The sequence below is a fragment of the Paraburkholderia sp. 22099 genome (assembly GCF_052045835.1).
Taxonomy (GTDB): Bacteria; Pseudomonadota; Gammaproteobacteria; order Burkholderiales; family Burkholderiaceae; genus Paraburkholderia; species Paraburkholderia terricola.
This window is the reverse complement of the sequence record NZ_JBQEPU010000001.1, coordinates 230,775-247,069: the sequence shown is the minus strand read 5'-3', so window position 1 is coordinate 247,069 and position 16,295 is coordinate 230,775. Positions and strand designations below refer to the sequence as shown.

Annotated in this window: 15 protein-coding genes and 1 other RNA gene; 6 read left to right on the top strand and 10 right to left on the bottom strand. The window is 64.4% G+C overall.

Annotation, left to right across the window (positions count from 1 at the left end; all coding sequences use genetic code 11):
- Positions 1-29: 29 nt before the first annotated feature.
- Positions 30-572: a YidB family protein gene (locus ACTJLC_RS01035; RefSeq protein WP_412534834.1), complete on the bottom strand. Its 543-nt coding sequence runs from the start codon at positions 570-572 to the stop codon at positions 30-32.
- A complete protein-coding gene (locus ACTJLC_RS01030; protein ID WP_114162331.1) occupies positions 542-1,123 on the bottom strand; it encodes a ComEA family DNA-binding protein in 582 nt (193 codons plus the stop codon). The genes ACTJLC_RS01035 and ACTJLC_RS01030 overlap by 31 nt, the downstream gene beginning before the upstream one ends.
- A 301-nt stretch (positions 1,124-1,424) precedes the next feature.
- Between ACTJLC_RS01030 and ACTJLC_RS01025 the strand changes: the two genes are divergently transcribed.
- Both ACTJLC_RS01025 and ACTJLC_RS01020 read left to right on the top strand, forming a co-directional pair.
- Entirely contained in the window at positions 1,425-1,955 is a 531-nt protein-coding gene (locus ACTJLC_RS01025) for a MerR family transcriptional regulator (RefSeq protein ID WP_114162332.1), read from the top strand.
- Positions 1,874-2,317 (top strand): carboxymuconolactone decarboxylase family protein, encoded by a 444-nt coding sequence (locus tag ACTJLC_RS01020; protein WP_114162333.1) that lies wholly within the window; start codon positions 1,874-1,876, stop codon positions 2,315-2,317. The genes ACTJLC_RS01025 and ACTJLC_RS01020 overlap by 82 nt, the downstream gene beginning before the upstream one ends.
- 139 nt (positions 2,318-2,456) lie before the next feature.
- Here ACTJLC_RS01020 and ACTJLC_RS01015 read toward each other — a convergent pair whose 3' ends face one another.
- The 8 genes from ACTJLC_RS01015 to trxA form a co-directional block, all read right to left on the bottom strand.
- Positions 2,457-3,794: an MATE family efflux transporter gene (locus ACTJLC_RS01015; protein WP_073426795.1), complete on the bottom strand. Its 1,338-nt coding sequence runs from the start codon at positions 3,792-3,794 to the stop codon at positions 2,457-2,459.
- 2 nt (positions 3,795-3,796) lie between these two features.
- Positions 3,797-5,554, bottom strand: coding sequence for an ArnT family glycosyltransferase (locus ACTJLC_RS01010; protein WP_073426794.1), 1,758 nt, complete (start codon positions 5,552-5,554; stop codon positions 3,797-3,799).
- A 295-nt stretch (positions 5,555-5,849) separates the two neighbouring features.
- Positions 5,850-6,116 (bottom strand): type B 50S ribosomal protein L31, encoded by a 267-nt coding sequence (locus ACTJLC_RS01005; RefSeq protein WP_073426793.1) that lies wholly within the window; start codon positions 6,114-6,116, stop codon positions 5,850-5,852.
- Positions 6,117-6,280: 164 nt separating this feature from the next.
- Positions 6,281-7,114, bottom strand: a complete 834-nt coding sequence (locus ACTJLC_RS01000) for a M90 family metallopeptidase (RefSeq protein WP_073426792.1) — start codon at positions 7,112-7,114, stop codon at positions 6,281-6,283.
- Between the two features lie 14 nt (positions 7,115-7,128).
- Positions 7,129-8,685: an MFS transporter gene (locus ACTJLC_RS00995; RefSeq protein WP_440843184.1), complete on the bottom strand. Its 1,557-nt coding sequence runs from the start codon at positions 8,683-8,685 to the stop codon at positions 7,129-7,131.
- The gene (locus ACTJLC_RS00990) at positions 8,682-9,209 is read right to left on the bottom strand and encodes a MerR family transcriptional regulator (protein WP_114162335.1); all 528 of its coding nucleotides are present in this window, start codon (positions 9,207-9,209) and stop codon (positions 8,682-8,684) included. The genes ACTJLC_RS00995 and ACTJLC_RS00990 overlap by 4 nt, the downstream gene beginning before the upstream one ends.
- 174 nt (positions 9,210-9,383) lie before the next feature.
- A complete protein-coding gene (rho, locus tag ACTJLC_RS00985) occupies positions 9,384-10,652 on the bottom strand; it encodes a transcription termination factor Rho (protein WP_006048863.1) in 1,269 nt (422 codons plus the stop codon).
- Between the two features lie 237 nt (positions 10,653-10,889).
- Positions 10,890-11,216: a thioredoxin TrxA gene (gene trxA / locus ACTJLC_RS00980; RefSeq protein WP_006048864.1), complete on the bottom strand. Its 327-nt coding sequence runs from the start codon at positions 11,214-11,216 to the stop codon at positions 10,890-10,892.
- Positions 11,217-11,662: 446 nt separating this feature from the next.
- Here trxA and ffs point away from each other — a divergent pair.
- The 4 genes from ffs (at position 11,663) to recR (ending at position 16,201) form a co-directional block, all read left to right on the top strand.
- An RNA gene (gene ffs, locus ACTJLC_RS00975) (signal recognition particle sRNA small type) lies at positions 11,663-11,761 on the top strand.
- Positions 11,762-11,979: 218 nt separating this feature from the next.
- Positions 11,980-14,931 carry a DNA polymerase III subunit gamma/tau gene (gene dnaX / locus ACTJLC_RS00970; protein WP_440843183.1) on the top strand — a complete coding sequence of 984 codons (2,952 nt, stop codon included), beginning with the start codon at positions 11,980-11,982 and terminating at the stop codon, positions 14,929-14,931.
- Positions 14,932-15,010: 79 nt separating this feature from the next.
- Positions 15,011-15,337 (top strand): YbaB/EbfC family nucleoid-associated protein, encoded by a 327-nt coding sequence (locus ACTJLC_RS00965; RefSeq protein ID WP_006048866.1) that lies wholly within the window; start codon positions 15,011-15,013, stop codon positions 15,335-15,337.
- Between the two features lie 267 nt (positions 15,338-15,604).
- The gene (gene recR, locus ACTJLC_RS00960; protein WP_083083604.1) at positions 15,605-16,201 is read left to right on the top strand and encodes a recombination mediator RecR; all 597 of its coding nucleotides are present in this window, start codon (positions 15,605-15,607) and stop codon (positions 16,199-16,201) included.
- The last annotated feature ends 94 nt before the right edge of the window (positions 16,202-16,295 follow it).

Here is a 16,295-nt window from a genome sequence, read left to right as displayed (position 1 = left end):
GTCGTGAGGCGAACAGCAGGGTAAAGCGCTTAGGCGGTGCCCTTGCCGAACAGCGCCGTCAGCCCGCCAAGCGCGCCGAGCACGGTGGTGGCGTTCAGCTTGCCCTCGGCCGGCACTTCGCCGTCAGGCGTGGCCGCATTGACGACATGCGGCAGGATCTGCGAGAGCAGGCCGCTGACCTGATCGGGCTGCACGCCGGCTTTCGCCGCGAGGTTGGTGACGGTTTCAGAGCCGAGCACGCCTTGCAGCGCCTCGGCGGCGATCGGCTGGTTCTCGCCGTTGCTGACCCACGACGACACGATGTCGCCGAGGCCCTTCTCCCGGAATCGCTCGATCAGGCCGTTCAGGCCGCCCGGCTGGTTGTTGACGAATTCGAGTGCGGCTGCGACCAGCGCTTGCTGGCCGCCGCCTTCGGGCGATTTACCCATCAGGGAACCGATGGTGTCGAGTAGGCTCATGACGGTCTCTCTTGAATGCCGACGCGTGCTCGACGGGTCGGCGGGTGAAAACGCCGCGCGGTTGCGCGGCGCCGTTGGGGGCGTTACGCGCCGCCGGAGGCTGCCGCGGCCGATGCAGCCTTGCTCTTCCTCGCCTTCTTTTTGGAGGTCTTGGCGCCGGATGCGTCGTCCGGCGCGCTAGCCGCGGCTGCCGGCGCGGAAGCGGCCGCGGCTTCGGACGCCGCGGCCTTGCTCTTCTTCTTCGACTTCGACGGTTTCGCGCCGGATGCCTCGGCAGGCGTAGCCGGCGCGGTGCTCGCGGCCGTGGCCGGCGCGGCGGTAGTGGCTGCCGGCGTTGCCTTGGTGCTCGCGGCGCCGCTCGACTTCGTGGCGGGCTTCGCGCCGGTAGGCGGCGCGGACGAGCCGTTGATGGTCAGACCGGCCCCTTCGAGATTGACCACCGATTTGCTGCCGATGCCCTTGACGCGCGCGGCGAGATCGTCGGCGTCCTTGAACGGACCGTTTTTGGAGCGTTCCTCGATGATCGCCTTCGCATGCGCCGGGCCAATACCCTTGACCGATTCGAGCGCCGCCTGGTCGGCGGAATTTACCTCGACGGCCGCCGCGAATCCGGCCGATAGCGACAACGCCAACGCAACGCAAAGCATCAAAAGCTTCTTCAGCATGGCAAGCACTCCATTGAGGGCAGAAAAGTCAACCGGGGAACGGGCGGCGCATGCTGTTAGCGGGCGCCGCGCTTAAGCATAGGACAAATGCGCGCCCTTATTTGCGAACGCCGACGAGTTATACCGATCGATTCGTGACAAGTAAATCAGTGCGGACAATCTTTAAACCTTTTGCCCACCGATTAGGCTCTTGTGAGCTTATCGATCAAATACATCGAAAAGAAAATATGCCGGCGCCGACAAATGACAGCGTCGCGCGCTTGACTTAAAGTGCACTCGAAGTCCTAACCTGAGTACCGTCATGTCAAAAGCACTCACCATCGGGCAGGTCGCACAGACCATCGGCGTCTCCACCCATACGCTGCGCTACTACGAACAGGCCGGCCTGATACGGGCGGTTGGGCGAACGCAGGCGGGGCATCGCCTGTATTCGCCGGCCGATCTCGACTGGCTGAAGTTCGTGATGCGTCTGAAGGCGACCGGCATGCCGATCGCCGGGATGCAGGCCTTCGCGGCGTTGCGCGCGGAAGGCCAGCCTACGATGGACGCCCGCCGCCAGATGCTGGCGGCGCACCGGGACGCGGTTTTGGCGCGGATCGACGAGTTGCAGAGCAACCTCGGCGCGATCATCGACAAGATCGCCTACTACGAGGCCGCGATCGATGCCGCCGCGCAGGCGTCCACCGGGTGCGATCCGACACGACAGACCGACGCAACTCGATCGCCTTCACATTCGGAAAAGGACTCGCCATGGAACACGCAGAAAACGACCGCTACACCCGAGGCTGGAACAAACTCAAGGAAATCGACGGCTCGGCCGGCGAACAGGTGATCGCCGCGCTCGCGCCGATCGCGCCGGATTTCGGACGTCTGCTGCTGGAGTTCGGCTTCGGCGATATTTACAGCCGGCCGCAACTCGATCTGCGCGCGCGGGAAATTGCAACGATCGCGTCGCTGGCCACGCTCGGCTGTGCGCAACCGCAGTTGAAGGTGCATATCGAGGCGGCGCTGAACGTCGGCTGCACGCGCGAGGAGATCGTCGAGGTGTTCATGCAGATGGCGCTGTATGCGGGCTTTCCGGCGGCGCTCAATGCGCTGTTCGCGGCGCGCGAGATTTTCGAGCGTCACGATCGGACGAACGGGGCGGAATTGCCGGAAGGAACGCGAGTGGCGGAGGAGGCGCGCGCCGCTTGAGATTGCCGCGTGGGCGGGCGCGTGGCCGAGGCAGCGCGCCGCTTTGGATTGCCGGATGAGCGGGCGGCTGCTTCATGTAGCCGCTTCAGATAGCCGCTTCAGGTAGCCGCTTCATGTAGCCGCTTCAGACCGCCGCTTTTTATCGCCGGCTCACCGCTCGCCAGTACATCAGCAGGCCGATGCCCGCAATCGCCAGGCTCGCCGTATTCGCCACCCAGAAACCGCGCGCGCCGGTCAGCCATGACGGCGTGAAGCCGCCCACGTTGAAGCCGAGCAGATAGCCGCCGCCGAGTCCCACGCCCCACAACGCGAGCGCATAGATGACGGTCGGCACGACCGCCACCTGATAGGCGCGCAGCACGAACGCGGTGGTGATCTGCAAGGCGTCGAACAGGTGATAGCCCACGACGATCAACACCAGCGGCAACGCCGCCGCCGCGACCTGCTTATTCGTCGTATAGCCTTCGATGATGTACGGCCGCAACACCAGCACGATCGCGCCGTAACAACTGGCGATCGCGACGGCCATGATGATGCCGTGCCGCGACAGCGTGCGCGCCGCTTCCGGGCGATGCGCGCCAAGCGCCTGGGCGACCAGCGTCGACGAAGCAATGCCGATCGCGAGCGGCGTCATGTACAGCACCGCGCCGATGTTGCCGGCGATCTGATGGCCCGCGAGCGTCGTCGTGCCGAAACGCGCGATGAAGAGCGCCATGAAGGTGTACGAGGTGACTTCGATCAGATACGACAGGCCCATCGGAATGCCGAGACGCAACTGCGCCGCCTGGCGCCGCCACACCGGCCAGCAGAAGCGCTCGAAGATCCCGAATGGCGTGAACACGTCGACGCGCGTCAACACCAGCATGCCGACGGCGGCAAGTCCCCAGTTGATCGCGGTGCTGGCGAGCGCGCAGCCGGGACCGCCCATCGCCGGCACGCCGAGCCCGCCGAAGATGAACCACGTATTGAGCGGAACCTTGAGCAGCAGCGCGCCGATTTGCAGGATCATCACGAGCCGCGGCTTGCCGACGCTATTGGTCAGCGAACTGTAGACGCGAAACGCAAGGCTCGCCGGCAAGCCGAACGACAGGATCCGCAGGTACGCGATCGTGCGCTCGTGCAGCGCTTCGGGCACCCGCGCGAGACGCAGCATCGGCCCCGGAAAATAGAGAATCAGAAAACCGAGCACGGTCAACGCAAGCGCGAGCCACAGCGCCTGGCGCACTTCCTCGCCGATTTCCGCGTAGCGGCGCGCGCCGTACAACTGCGCGGCAATCGGCTGGAGCGCGGTCAGAATGCCGGTCAAGCCGATATAGACGGAAATGTAGATCGACGAGCCGAGGCCGAGCGCGGCCAGATCGACGGCCGAATAACGGCCGACCATCGCCGTGTCGATCACGCCGAACGCGATGATCGCCAGTTGGCCGATCAGCACGGGCCATGCGAGCTCGGCGATTTTCCGTACGTCGGCGAACATGCTCAGCCGGGATTCTTGCGCCAGCCGCGGCGTTTGACGACCGGCGGTTTCGGGCGGTCGATACGCACGTAAAGGCGAAAGCGTTCGTCGCGGTCGGCCACGCGGCGGCCTTGCCACACCAGCTTCCAGACGAAGTTCGACATCGCGCTCGGCTCGCCGAAGTCCTGCGTGTCCTGGCGCAGGATCACGTCACAGTCCTGGTCGAACGAGAAGTGCATGTCGCCGAAGTAGGCGAAGGTCGCAATCTGCGCATTGCCCAGACGCACCGGCGAGATGCAGGTGTAGTCCTCGGGCAGATGGCTCGCGATCTGCTGGGCGACATCCTTATAGGTCCGGCTGTAGTTGACGACCGGCAGCCACAGCGTCATCAGCAGGACCCACATCAGCGTCGTGCCGGCGCTCGAGAGCACCACGCTGCGCCACAAGACTTTCGGATGACGCGCGAGGCGCCATTGCACCAGCACGAACCAGCAGACTGTCACGGCGACGGCGCACACGAACGACAGGATCTTGAACTGCGGTGCGAAACCCGGCGCGAGGCGCGCGAGGTTGCGCGCGAGCGGATACGGAAAGCCGGTCAGCCCGGCGATGTACACCAGCCACACGAAGCTGCCGAGGATCGTGAAGCTCAGAAGCGCGAACCAGTCGATCGCGTTGATCGCGCCGCGTTTGAGCGTGGGCAATGCGAAGGTGGCGAGAACCGCGAGCGCCGGCAGCAGCAGCATGTAGAGCCGGTTCGACTGATGGCTTTGCAGCACGACCAGCACCAGCAGTGGTCCGATCACCGAGAGCGGAATGGCCACGTGCGGGGCGCGCCGCAGGCCGGACCAACTGAACCATGCCCACAGCGCCAGCGGCCAGGCGGGCCACGTGAAGAGCGGCAGGTTCTTCAGCGCGTACGCGGTCACCGAGCCGGGCGGCCCGGCGAACGCGTTCAGGCTGACGTGCAACCATTGATGCAGATACCAGACGGCGTCCTCGGGAAACGCGGCGAGCGCGGCGATCGGCCACGCGATCGACAAGGCGAGCGCCACCGGCAAGCCGGCCAGCAGCAGCCAGCGCGAGCGCGCCTCGCGCACGATCAAGGTCATCGAGAGCGTGCCGAGCAGCAGCGCGCCGACCAGCACCGGGCTGCTCGCCAACGTGACGAGACCGAGCGCGAGGCCCCAGATCAGCGCGCCTTGAATCGGCTTGTCGATCATGCGCACCAGTCCGTACACGAGCATCGCGATGCCGACGAACTGCGCCAGTTGGGGCGTGGTTTCGTGGCCGCGTTCGGCGAGGCCGAAGCAGGCGAGCAGGATCAGCAGCGCGCCGTCGGCGAGCGTGCGGCCGTAGTCGCGCGGTTCCGGCTCGCCGCCGAACGCATATTTGAATGGCTGCACCTCGGCGCGCCGGCCGAGCAGATAGGCGGCATACCAGACGAACGCGCAGCCCGCGCAAAACAGCAGACCCGTGAACACACGCGACGCGTTGCTCGCGTCGACCCACGGCGCGAGCGCGCGGATCGCGCTGGCGCCGAGCCAGTAACCGAGCGGACCGTCTTCCGTCAGGTACTTGCCGACCAGATTCGGCAGCAGCCAGTCGTGGACACCGCCGTTGGCCATCGTCCACATGACGCCGAAGCCGGCTGCGTCCTCGTTCTTCCACGGATCGCGGCCGAACAGACCGAACGACGCATAGACGATACAGATGGTGAGCAGCAGCCAGCGCGGCAACGCACTGGTCGCGGAGGCAGTGAGGCGAACGACAGGTCTCATGCGGTGTGTGGGTAACGGGTAAGCGGTGCAGCCGGGACCGGACGGAATGTCCGGCTGGAATGGCCAATTTGGAGCATCCGGCATTGTAGTCGTGCCGTGCGATGCGCGTCACGGCCGGTAACGGCTCGCAACGTGGGTGGGTAAGCTGTAACAACACCGGCACGGAAGAGCCGGGACGTGACGAACATGCACCCTGGATGAAGCGGCAGCTTCGGCTCCGGCGACAAAAAAGGGCAGCTCGCGCTGCCCTTTTTTGCTGCTGCGTGGCCGGTAAAAAACCGGCGACGAGGCGGTATTACTTTGCTGCTGCCTTGCCGGTAGCGCGCGTGCCGAACTTCTTGTTGAACTTCTCGACGCGGCCTGCCGTGTCCATGATCTTTTGCTGGCCGGTGTAGAACGGATGCGATTCCGACGACACTTCGATCTTGGCGAGCGGGTAGGTCTTGCCGTTGAACTCGGCGGTTTCACGCGTCTGGATGGTGGAGCGCGTCACAAACTTGAAGTCGTTCGACATGTCGATGAACAGGACTTCGCGGTAATCGGGGTGAATGCCTTCTTTCATGGTCTTTCCTTTGATCTGGCGGTAGCCAACCCGCGTGCAGCCGCTATGAGCGCGGACCGCATCTAGGCGCGAGCCACTTGCCTATGGTCGAAAAACGGCGATTATGCCAGAAAATCAGTCGCTTGACGACTTTCCCGCAGCTTTTCGCCGGCAGTGAGAAGCGCTCAGGCGGGACCGAACGTCACGCCGACGCGCGCCGGATCCTGCCGGTAATAGCGCGCGAGCAGCCGGTAGAGTTCCGGATATTCCGCCTCGAAGGCCTGCGGCTTCACGAACAGCGCCTCGCTGCAAACGGCAAAGAATTCCGATGGATGATCCGCCGCATACGGATCGATCAGGCAGTCGCGCTCGAAACGCGCCCAGCGGCGCTCCGGCACCGCGTCGACTTTGGCGCAGAACTGGTCGTAAGCATGGTCGAACACGTCCGCCCAGGCCTCCGAATCGAGCGGCGCGTGCCAGCGGCGCATGAGCGGCGGGTGGCCGTCCGCCTCGCCGGTCAGCATGTCGATCTTGTGCGCGAATTCGTGGATCACGACGTTATAGGCCTCCGCGCCGTCCGTCATCTGCGCGTCTTCCCACGACAGCACCACCGGTCCGCCTTCCCATGCTTCGCCGCTGGCGTCCTGTTCGACCTCGTGCACCACGCCGTCTTCGTCCTCGACGGTCTTGCGGATCACGAACTCGCCTGGATAGACGATCACGCCGACCCAGCCGCGGTACAGATCGAGGCTCAGGTTCAGCACCGGCAAACAGGCTTGCGCGGCGATCGAGACGGTCATCGCGTCGGTGAGTTCGAGCTCGTGCGCGGTCGAAAACTCCTTTTGCGCGATGAAGAGGCTCGTGAGCTCACGCAGACGCGCGAGGTCGGGCGCCTCCAGGTGTGCGAGAAACGGCAGGCCGTCGAGCGTGGCTTGCCACAGCGCGTCGTCGATCGCGTAGTCGCGGAGCGCGCGGTGGCGGCGGCGCGCGCCCAGCCATTGAGTGAGTTTCGAAAGCATGGCCTGATGAACCTTTAGTCGATCTGTCTTTGCCATGCGGCAAAGAGGCCGCCGCATATCGCCACGCCGATCAGGAAGTAGAAGCCGTCCAGCGAGGCCAGGAAGCTGGCCTGCCGCGCGACGCTCCGGCTGATCTCCACCAATGCGAGCGAGTGCGCCTCGGATGCCGAACGGCCGGCGGCGGCGAAGCTTCTCGTCAACGCGGCAAGCGAATTCTGGAACACCGGATTGTACGGATTCACGAACTCCGCGAGGCGAGCGTGATGCAGCGCCTGCCGATGCTGTTCGACGATGATCGCCGAGGCCGTCGCGAACGAGATCGTCAACTGGCGGACGATGTTTTTCAACCGGTAGCCATGCGTGAATTCTTCGATAGCGAAGATTCTAAACGTCAGATTGGCGACCGGCAGCACGATGAACAGCAACAGCAGGCCGCGTAGCAGGAGCGGTGCGAACAGCGCCGACTCGCCGACGGCCGGCGACATGCGCGTCATCCATGCCGCGGTCAGCGCGGCTACCGCGAACCCCGACACGATGATCCACTTCTTATGCGGCAACAGCTTCGCATAACGCAGATAGACGAACAGCGCGCTCGCGGAAATCAGCGAGGTCACGCCGACGAGTTGACCGGTGTTGTCGACGGGATAGCCGAGTCCGCCCTCGAGGAAGCGCGAGATCAGATAGCCGAGCACCGTCGAGATGTAGTAATAGAACATGTACAGCACGAGTCCGGCCTGGAACACCTTTTCGCGCAGCGCGTGCAGTCGCACGAGCGGCGAGGGGTGGTGCCACTGGTGATACGCGAACCAGCCGAGTGCGACCAGGCCCGCGACCGTCAGCAGGATCAGTTCGGGCGACGCGCTGAACAACTGGAAGCGCACTTGCTGCATCACGATCTGCAGCGCGCCCTGCGCGAATGCGAATACGATGTACGGCCAGAAATGCGCTGAACCGCGTTCGTCCGGCAGGCGGTTGCCGGAGTCGGGCAGCGCGAGCAAAGCCAGCACGGCGAACAGCAGGCCCACCGGCGCGGTGCATGCAAAGAGCGCGCGCCAGCCGAAATGCGCGATCAACTGGCCGCCGATCAGCGGCGCGAGCGCGCTGCTCAGGACGATCAATATAAGAAACGCGCGGGTGGCCGCGGGCCGCTGCCGCGGCGTGAAGCTCATCTGGATGAGGATGCGGCACGTGCCCATCATCGGGCCGATGAAGTAGCCCTGAACACCGCGCACCAATGCGAGTTCGATCGACGATTCGCACAGCGTCGCGGCGAGTGCTCCGGCGGCATAGAGCAGCATGCAACCGGCCACGTAGCGACGATAGCCGAAGCGCTCGACCCACCATTGCTGCTGGAGGATGCCGAGCACGGCCGCGATCGCATAGGCGCTCGACGCCCACACGAGCTCGTCGGGCGAGGCGTTGATGCCGCCCGCGATATAGCTCGTGAAAAACGAAAAGATCGCATTGTCGAAGTAGTCGAGGCCGGTGACGACGGCCAGCACCCAAGGAAAAAAATCGCCGCGCAGCTTGTCGACGCTGAACAGCGGCGCGCGGGGCGATGCCGAACTCACGATTGTCCGCCGGACTTGCGCGCGCCCTTGGGCTTCGCAAGCAGCGCATCCGAGGATTTGGCGCGGGCGCTGCGGCGTTGTTCGAGGAGCGCGTCCGCATTTTCGCCGGCGAGGCGCCGTTCCAGATAGTCGAGGTCAGGGCTCAGTTCGGCGCGCAGCTTCTGCGCTTCCTTGAGGTCGCGGCGCATGGTTTCGATGCGCGCGTCGAGCGCCGCGACCTGCTGTGCGATGGCGTCGCGAATCTGCTGGAGCGATTCGGTCGAAAAACGGTGGCCGCCCTCGACGGGTTCGAGCGGGCGCTTCAGCATTTCAGTGATGCCGTGCAGCGAGAAGCCGAGGGAGCGCAGACGCAGAATGCGGCCGAAGCGCTTCAGGTCTTCGTCGTCGTACAGCCGGTAGCGGCCCCCGCTGCGCGTGGGCGAGACGAGGCCGCGTTCCTCGTAGTATTTCAGCGTGCGCGGCGTGACGCCGAGGCGTTCGGCGGCTTCGCGCACGGTGAGCAGGGCGGATGAATCCTTCGGCATACGCTTGAATGAACGTAACGGGGTGCTCGTATTGTACTGCAACGTGTACGTTCACGTGCAGGTTGCCAGGCTGCACGTCCTTTTGAGCGCGGGCGAAAAAAAGCCGCTCGTTTTTCGACGAGCGGCTTTCTGAAGGAGGCGGCATGTCTGCCGCGACTGTTGCTGCGCGAGGCTTTAGCTGCCGCCGCCGCGCCGCATCATGTCGAAGAATTCGGAGTTGCTCTTGGTCTGGCGAATCTTGTCGAGCAGGAATTCCATCGACTCGACTTCGTCCATGTCGTGAATGAACTTGCGCAGCACCCAGATCTTTTGCAGAACCTCGGGCTTGATCAGCAGTTCCTCGCGGCGCGTGCCGGACTTGTTCAGGTTGATCGACGGGTAGACGCGCTTTTCAGCAAGACGGCGCTCGAGGTGCACTTCCATGTTGCCGGTGCCCTTGAACTCTTCGTAGATCACGTCGTCCATGCGGCTGCCGGTTTCGATCAGCGCGGTGCCGATGATGGTGAGCGAGCCGCCTTCCTCGATATTGCGCGCGGCGCCGAAGAAGCGCTTCGGACGCTGCAGCGCATTCGCGTCGACACCGCCTGTCAGCACCTTGCCCGAGGCCGGCACGACCGTGTTGTATGCACGCGCGAGACGCGTGATCGAGTCGAGCAGAATCACCACGTCGTTCTTCATTTCGACGAGGCGCTTGGCTTTTTCGATCACCATTTCGGCGACCTGCACGTGACGCGCGGCGGGCTCGTCGAACGTGGAGGCGATCACTTCGCCGGCCACCGAACGCTGCATTTCCGTCACTTCTTCGGGGCGTTCGTCGATCAAAAGCACGAACAGCACGACGTCAGGATGATTCTGTTTGATCGCATGCGCGATGTGCTGCAGCATCACGGTCTTGCCGGACTTCGGCGAAGCCACCAGCAGGCCGCGTTGGCCCTTGCCGATCGGCGCGATCATGTCGATGATGCGGCCCGTGACGTTTTCCTCGCCACGCATTTCACGTTCGAGCAGCAGCACCTTGTTCGGATGCAGCGGCGTGAGGTTCTCGAACATGATCTTGTGCTTCGAGGCTTCCGGCGGCTGGCCGTTGACCTTGTCCACCTTTACCAGCGCGAAATAGCGCTCACCGTCTTTCGGCGTGCGCACTTCACCTTCGATCGTGTCGCCCGTATGCAGATTGAAGCGGCGGATTTGCGACGGGCTGATATAGATATCGTCCGTGCTGGCGAGATACGAGGTTTCCGGTGAACGCAGGAAGCCGAAGCCGTCCGGCAGCACTTCGAGCGTGCCGTCGCCGAAGATCGTGTCGCCCGTTTTGGCTCGTTTTTTTAGAATGGCAAACATCAATTCCTGTTTGCGCAGGCGGTTCGCACTTTCGATCTCGAGGCCATTGGCCATCTCGATCAATTCGGACACGTGCAGAGTCTTAAGCTCGGATAAATGCATACGGAGAACCCGCAGGAGAAGGTGCGACGAAATGAAATCTGGGAGGAGAGTGAGCGGAACCGCTCAAGGACTTACACGTCTTCACGACGTTTTGCGGATTCTAGCATAGCACACGCCAACTTCCGTCAGCGCGGCGACATGGCATCTTTCTCGTTGAGCGTGTTGTCGGTAGACAACACGCTCAATAGCGGCGCGGGGCGGTCTGGAGAGACTTGCCGCGTGCTGATGCGCGCCGCTTTACAGGTTGCCGTCGAGGAACGCGGTGAGCTGCGACTTCGACAATGCGCCGACCTTCTGCGCGGCGACTGCGCCATTCTTAAAGAGGATCAGCGTGGGAATGCCGCGCACGCCGAACTTGACCGGCGTCGATTGATGTTCGTCGACGTTGATCTTGGCGATTTGCAGGCGATCGGCGTAATCCTTCGCGACTTCGTCGAGGATCGGCGCGATCATCTTGCACGGACCGCACCATTCAGCCCAGAAATCGAGCAGCACGGGTTTATCGGATTTCACGACGTCCTGTTCGAACGATGCGTCGCTAATATGCTTGATTTGTTCGCTCATTGTATGAATACCTCTATCGGTTCGAGGCCCGCCTGAATTGCTCGCCACGATACGTCAAAACCCAAGGAAACTTCTGTTCGCTTTGCCGCAATCGGAGCCTTGCCGACACAGCCCGGAAAACGCGAAGACCCGGTTCCCGAATGTGCGGAAGGCGCGCGGTTGCGGGTCATCCGAATAGCAGTTTAGCTTAATTCGCTATGCGTTGCCGGGGGCGATAGTACTCGTCAGGGGCAGTGGGGCCGACGACGGCTGCCGATGAAGTGCCACCCTCTTTCACTAGCCACGACATCCCCCATCTGGTGACGCTTGCGGCAAACATCAAGTGGCGTCGACGCCCGTCGTGGGCAGAGCGATACGTGATGCAAAGCTCGCGATTCGACGTGCCAATGCGGCTTTGGCCGTATTAACAGTCGCGCGACGATCCAAGCGGTGATAGAATGTTTCGTGACGGGCCTCCTCGCATGGAGGGATGGTCAATCTGGTCAGGTCGGGAACGAAGCAGCCACAGCCGTTTTCCACCAGTGCCGAGGGTCGGGCTCGTCACCTTCCTTTTTCTGTCTTCCTCTGCCTTACCCCCAACTCCGGTTTTGTCCCAGCGTTTCCGCTGTGCGAATTGCATGCCGTCATGCCGTGGTAGCGTCGTCCGCGCACTTCATCTATTTTTTTCTATCGGTCCGTTAGCCACTTTCAATGCGGCGGCAACGTGCGTTCGCATGCCGTCTGATTCGGTTTTGCACGGCATCGTTACTGATACAATTTCCAGATGACCTATCAAGTTCTCGCACGCAAATGGCGGCCGAAGGATTTCGCTTCGCTCGTCGGACAGGAGCACGTGGTGCGCGCGCTCACGCACGCGCTCGACGGTGGCCGTTTGCACCATGCCTATCTGTTTACCGGTACGCGCGGCGTCGGCAAAACCACGCTGTCGCGCATCTTCGCCAAGGCGCTGAATTGCGAAACCGGCGTGACCTCCACGCCGTGCGGCGTGTGCCGCGCGTGCCGCGAGATAGACGAAGGGCGCTTTGTCGATTACGTGGAAATGGACGCGGCGAGCAATCGTGGCGTCGACGAAATGGCGGCGTTGCTGGAGCGCGCGGTGTATGCGCCGGTCGATGCGCGCTTCAAGGTCTACATGATCGACGAAGTGCACATGCTGACCAACCACGCGTTCAACGCGATGCTGAAGACGCTGGAAGAACCGCCGTCGCACGTCAAGTTCATTCTCGCCACAACCGATCCGCAGAAGATTCCCGTTACCGTGCTGTCGCGCTGCTTGCAGTTCAATCTGAAGCAGATGCCGGCCGGCCATATCGTCTCGCATCTCGAGCGCATTCTCGGCGAAGAGAAGGTGCCGTACGACGCCCAGGCGCTGCGCCTGCTCGCGCGCGCGGCCGACGGTTCCATGCGCGACGCGCTCTCGCTGACCGATCAGGCGATTGCCTACTCAGCCAATCAGGTCAATGAAGAAGCCGTGCGCGGCATGCTCGGCGCGCTCGATCAAAGCTATCTGATACGCCTGCTCGACGCGCTGGCGGACGGCGACGGCGCCGCGGTATTGTCGGTGGCCGACGAGATGGCGCTGCGCAGCCTGTCGTTTTCGACGGCGCTGCAGGATCTGGCGAGCCTGCTGCACCGTATCGCGTGGGCGCAGTTCGCGCCGGCATCGGTGCTGGACGAATGGCCTGAAGCAGGCGATTTGCGCCGTTTCGCCGAAGCGTTGAGCGCGGAGCAGGTGCAATTGTTCTATCAGATCGCGACGATCGGCCGAAGCGAACTGGGGCTCGCGCCCGACGAATACGCCGGCTTCACGATGACGCTGCTGCGCATGCTGGCGTTCGAGCCGGCGCCTACGGGCGGCGGTGGCGGCGTGGCCGGTGCCGCGCGTCAGGCGGGCGCGGGCGGCGCGCGGCGCGCCGGCACGCCGGCAGTGGCCGCGCAGCGCGGCGCGGCAGGTTTGCCGGCAACGGCTGCCGCAGCGGTCACGCAGCCGGACGCGCGGGAAACGGCGAGCGCTGACGCGGCGGTCCGTGACTCGCAGGTTTCGGGTGAGATGACGGAAAAGGGCGCCGTCTCTCGCGTGTCCACTAAAAGTGCGGCGCCTGCCGACGAAACCATCGCTGCCGTTCAGGCGCAACCTGCGATGGGCGGCACGCAACCCGTGCATGCGAATTCCGCCGAAGGCACTGTAACGGCGCCAGAACCGAAAAATATTGCCGAAGCGACGGACGTCGATGAGTCGGCGCCGGTTTGTGATCCAGTGAACTCAGCGCCAGCGCCTATAGCGGACGGCGCGAATGCCGAGTCAGCGGCAGCGGCGGCCGACGTAACACCCGCGGCGTCGGCACCCGTGGCAACCGGCGCCAGTTCGGCGGCAGTTGCGCCGTTGCCCGAGGGGATAACCACCGCATCGACACCTACGGCAAATGACGCCAGTTCGGTGGCAAACGTTGTGCCGGTGCCCGAGGTGACGCCAACGGCATCGACCCCTATGCCAACCGATGCGCCGGTGTCCGAAATCGCGCCTGCTGCGCCCGCACCCATGGCAACCGGCGCCAGAGCGGCGCCAGCGGCTGACGCGACACCCGCGGCCCAGGCATCCGCGCCCACTCAGCCCACCGCAGCGCGAGTGTTGGCTCCGTGGGAAGACGCGCCTGCCGAGCCGGCAGTCAACCAACCGCCTCGAGCAGCCGGCCCCGATAACACGACGCCCGCGTCCGCGCTCACCGCACCGGCCGCAGCCGCCGCCGGAGGCACGGAGCAAGTCGCGGCGGCAGCGGCGTCGCAAGAACAGGAACCACAAAGCGCAGCCGATACGCCACCGCGCCGCGCGGGCGGTGCGAGCGCCGCACTCGATGTCTTGCGCAGCGCGGGTCTGAAAGTATCGTCGGACCGTGGCCGCGCCACCCCCGCAGCGTCCGCGAAGCCCGCCGCTTCAGCCGCGCCCAAACCCGCCGTGCCGCGCGTCGTCGTTCCCGTGCCGACGCCCGGCGCCGCGCGTCGCGCGCCGCAAGATGCCGCGCCGGCTGCACGCGCGCCGTCGTCAGCGGTGCCGGCCCAGCGCAACGGCACCGGACAGAACGGCGTCGAGCGGAACGGCTCGCCGATGCCGCCGTGGGACGACATGCCTCCCGACGATTACCTGCCGCTCACGGCAGCGGACGAAGGCTATTACGGATTGCCTGACGACGATTACATGCCGGTATTCGACAGCGGCCCCGACGACGTCCGCGTGAACGCCGCACCCGCACCGGCGCCGGAGGTCGATGAACGTCCGCTGCCGCCCGCCGTGCCGCTCGATCCGCTGGGCTTCAAGGGCGACTGGCCGGCGCTCGCCGTCGACCTGCCGCTCAAGGGCATTTCGTATCAGCTCGCGTTCAATAGCGAACTGATGGCGCTCGAAGGCAACACGCTCAAACTCAACGTGCCGGTGCCGCAGTACGCGGAAGCCTCGCAGGTCGCTAAACTGAAAGCGGCGCTCGCCGAAAAGCTCGGCCACAATGTCGACGTGCTGGTCGAGGTCGGCGCGGCGCGCCGCACAGCGGCCGCGCACGACGCCGCCATGCGCGCGCAGCGTCAGCGGGAAGCGGAGCGCGAGATCGGCGCCGATCCGTTCGTGCAGTCGCTGATCCGCGAGTTCGGCGCGAGCATCGTGCCCGGCTCGATCCGTCCGATTACGCCGGACGCGGGTCAGAACGGCGCGCCGCCGGCCCACTGATTCGCCTCGCCCAATAACACCGAAGCGCCCGAGCGCGCCCGATTCACCGAACTTCACGCTATCACGAAGGAGCACGTCCATGATGAAAGGCCAACTCGCCGGGCTGATGAAACAAGCCCAGCAGATGCAGGAAAACATGAAGAAGATGCAGGAGCAACTCGCGCAGATCGAAGTCGAGGGGCAGTCGGGCGCCGGTCTCGTGAAGGTGACGATGACCTGCAAGAACGACGTGCGCCGCGTGTCGATCGACCCGAGCCTGCTCGCCGACGACAAGGACATGCTGGAAGACCTCGTCGCCGCTGCATTCAACGACGCCGTGCGCAAGGCCGAAGCCACTGCCCAGGAAAAAATGGGCGGCATGACCTCGGGCCTGCCGCTCCCGCCGGGCTTCAAGCTGCCGTTCTGAACCGCGGCGCTCGACGCGGCGCGCGTGGCTGCGGTCATGCCGCGCCGCTGCGTAAGCTGAACGCGAGCCGCGCGCGCTTGCCATGCGCGCCGGCGCGCTTGGGGCGATGCGGCGCGCCTGTCGGGCACGCAGTCAGGAATCTCGACGCAGCGGACGCAGAAACGAAAGCAGTAGAAGCAACCCAGGCAGCTTAGGCAACGCAAGCAAACCAGACCCTCACCGAGTCAACCGCATACCGCGTAACACCCACTTCGACGCCGATTCCGCATGAAACAACCTTCCGCCTTGTCGGCGCTCGTCGAAGCGCTGCGCGCGCTGCCCGGTGTCGGGCCGAAGTCCGCGCAACGCATGGCGTACCACCTGATGCAGCACGACCGCGAGGGCGCCGAAAAGCTCGGCCGCTCGCTGCTGTTCGCGACCGAGCATCTGCAGCACTGCGAGAAGTGCAACACGTTCACCGAGGCGCAAATCTGCGAGGTCTGCCTCGATGCCGAACGCGATCCCACACTGCTGTGCGTCGTCGAAACACCCGCCGACCAGATCATGCTCGAACAGACGATGACCTATCGCGGTCTCTATTTCGTGCTGATGGGACGCTTGAGCCCGCTCGACGGCATCGGCCCGAAGGAGATCCATTTCGACCGGCTGGTCAAACGCGCGTCCGACGGCGTGGTCAAGGAAGTCGTGCTCGCGACCAATTTCACGAACGAAGGCGAAGCCACCGCGCACTACCTCGGGCAGACGCTCAAGGCGCGCGGTCTTGCCGTCACGCGCCTCGCGCGCGGCGTGCCGGTCGGCGGCGAACTCGAATATGTCGACGCCGGCACGATCGCCCGCGCGATGCTCGACCGTCGTTCGATGTAGCACGAGGCGCTCGCCGCCGCCGCACGCAGCATCAGGCGAGGCGAGGCATCGCCGCCTGATGCGCTCCACCACCGCACACCTCGAAGACAGAAGA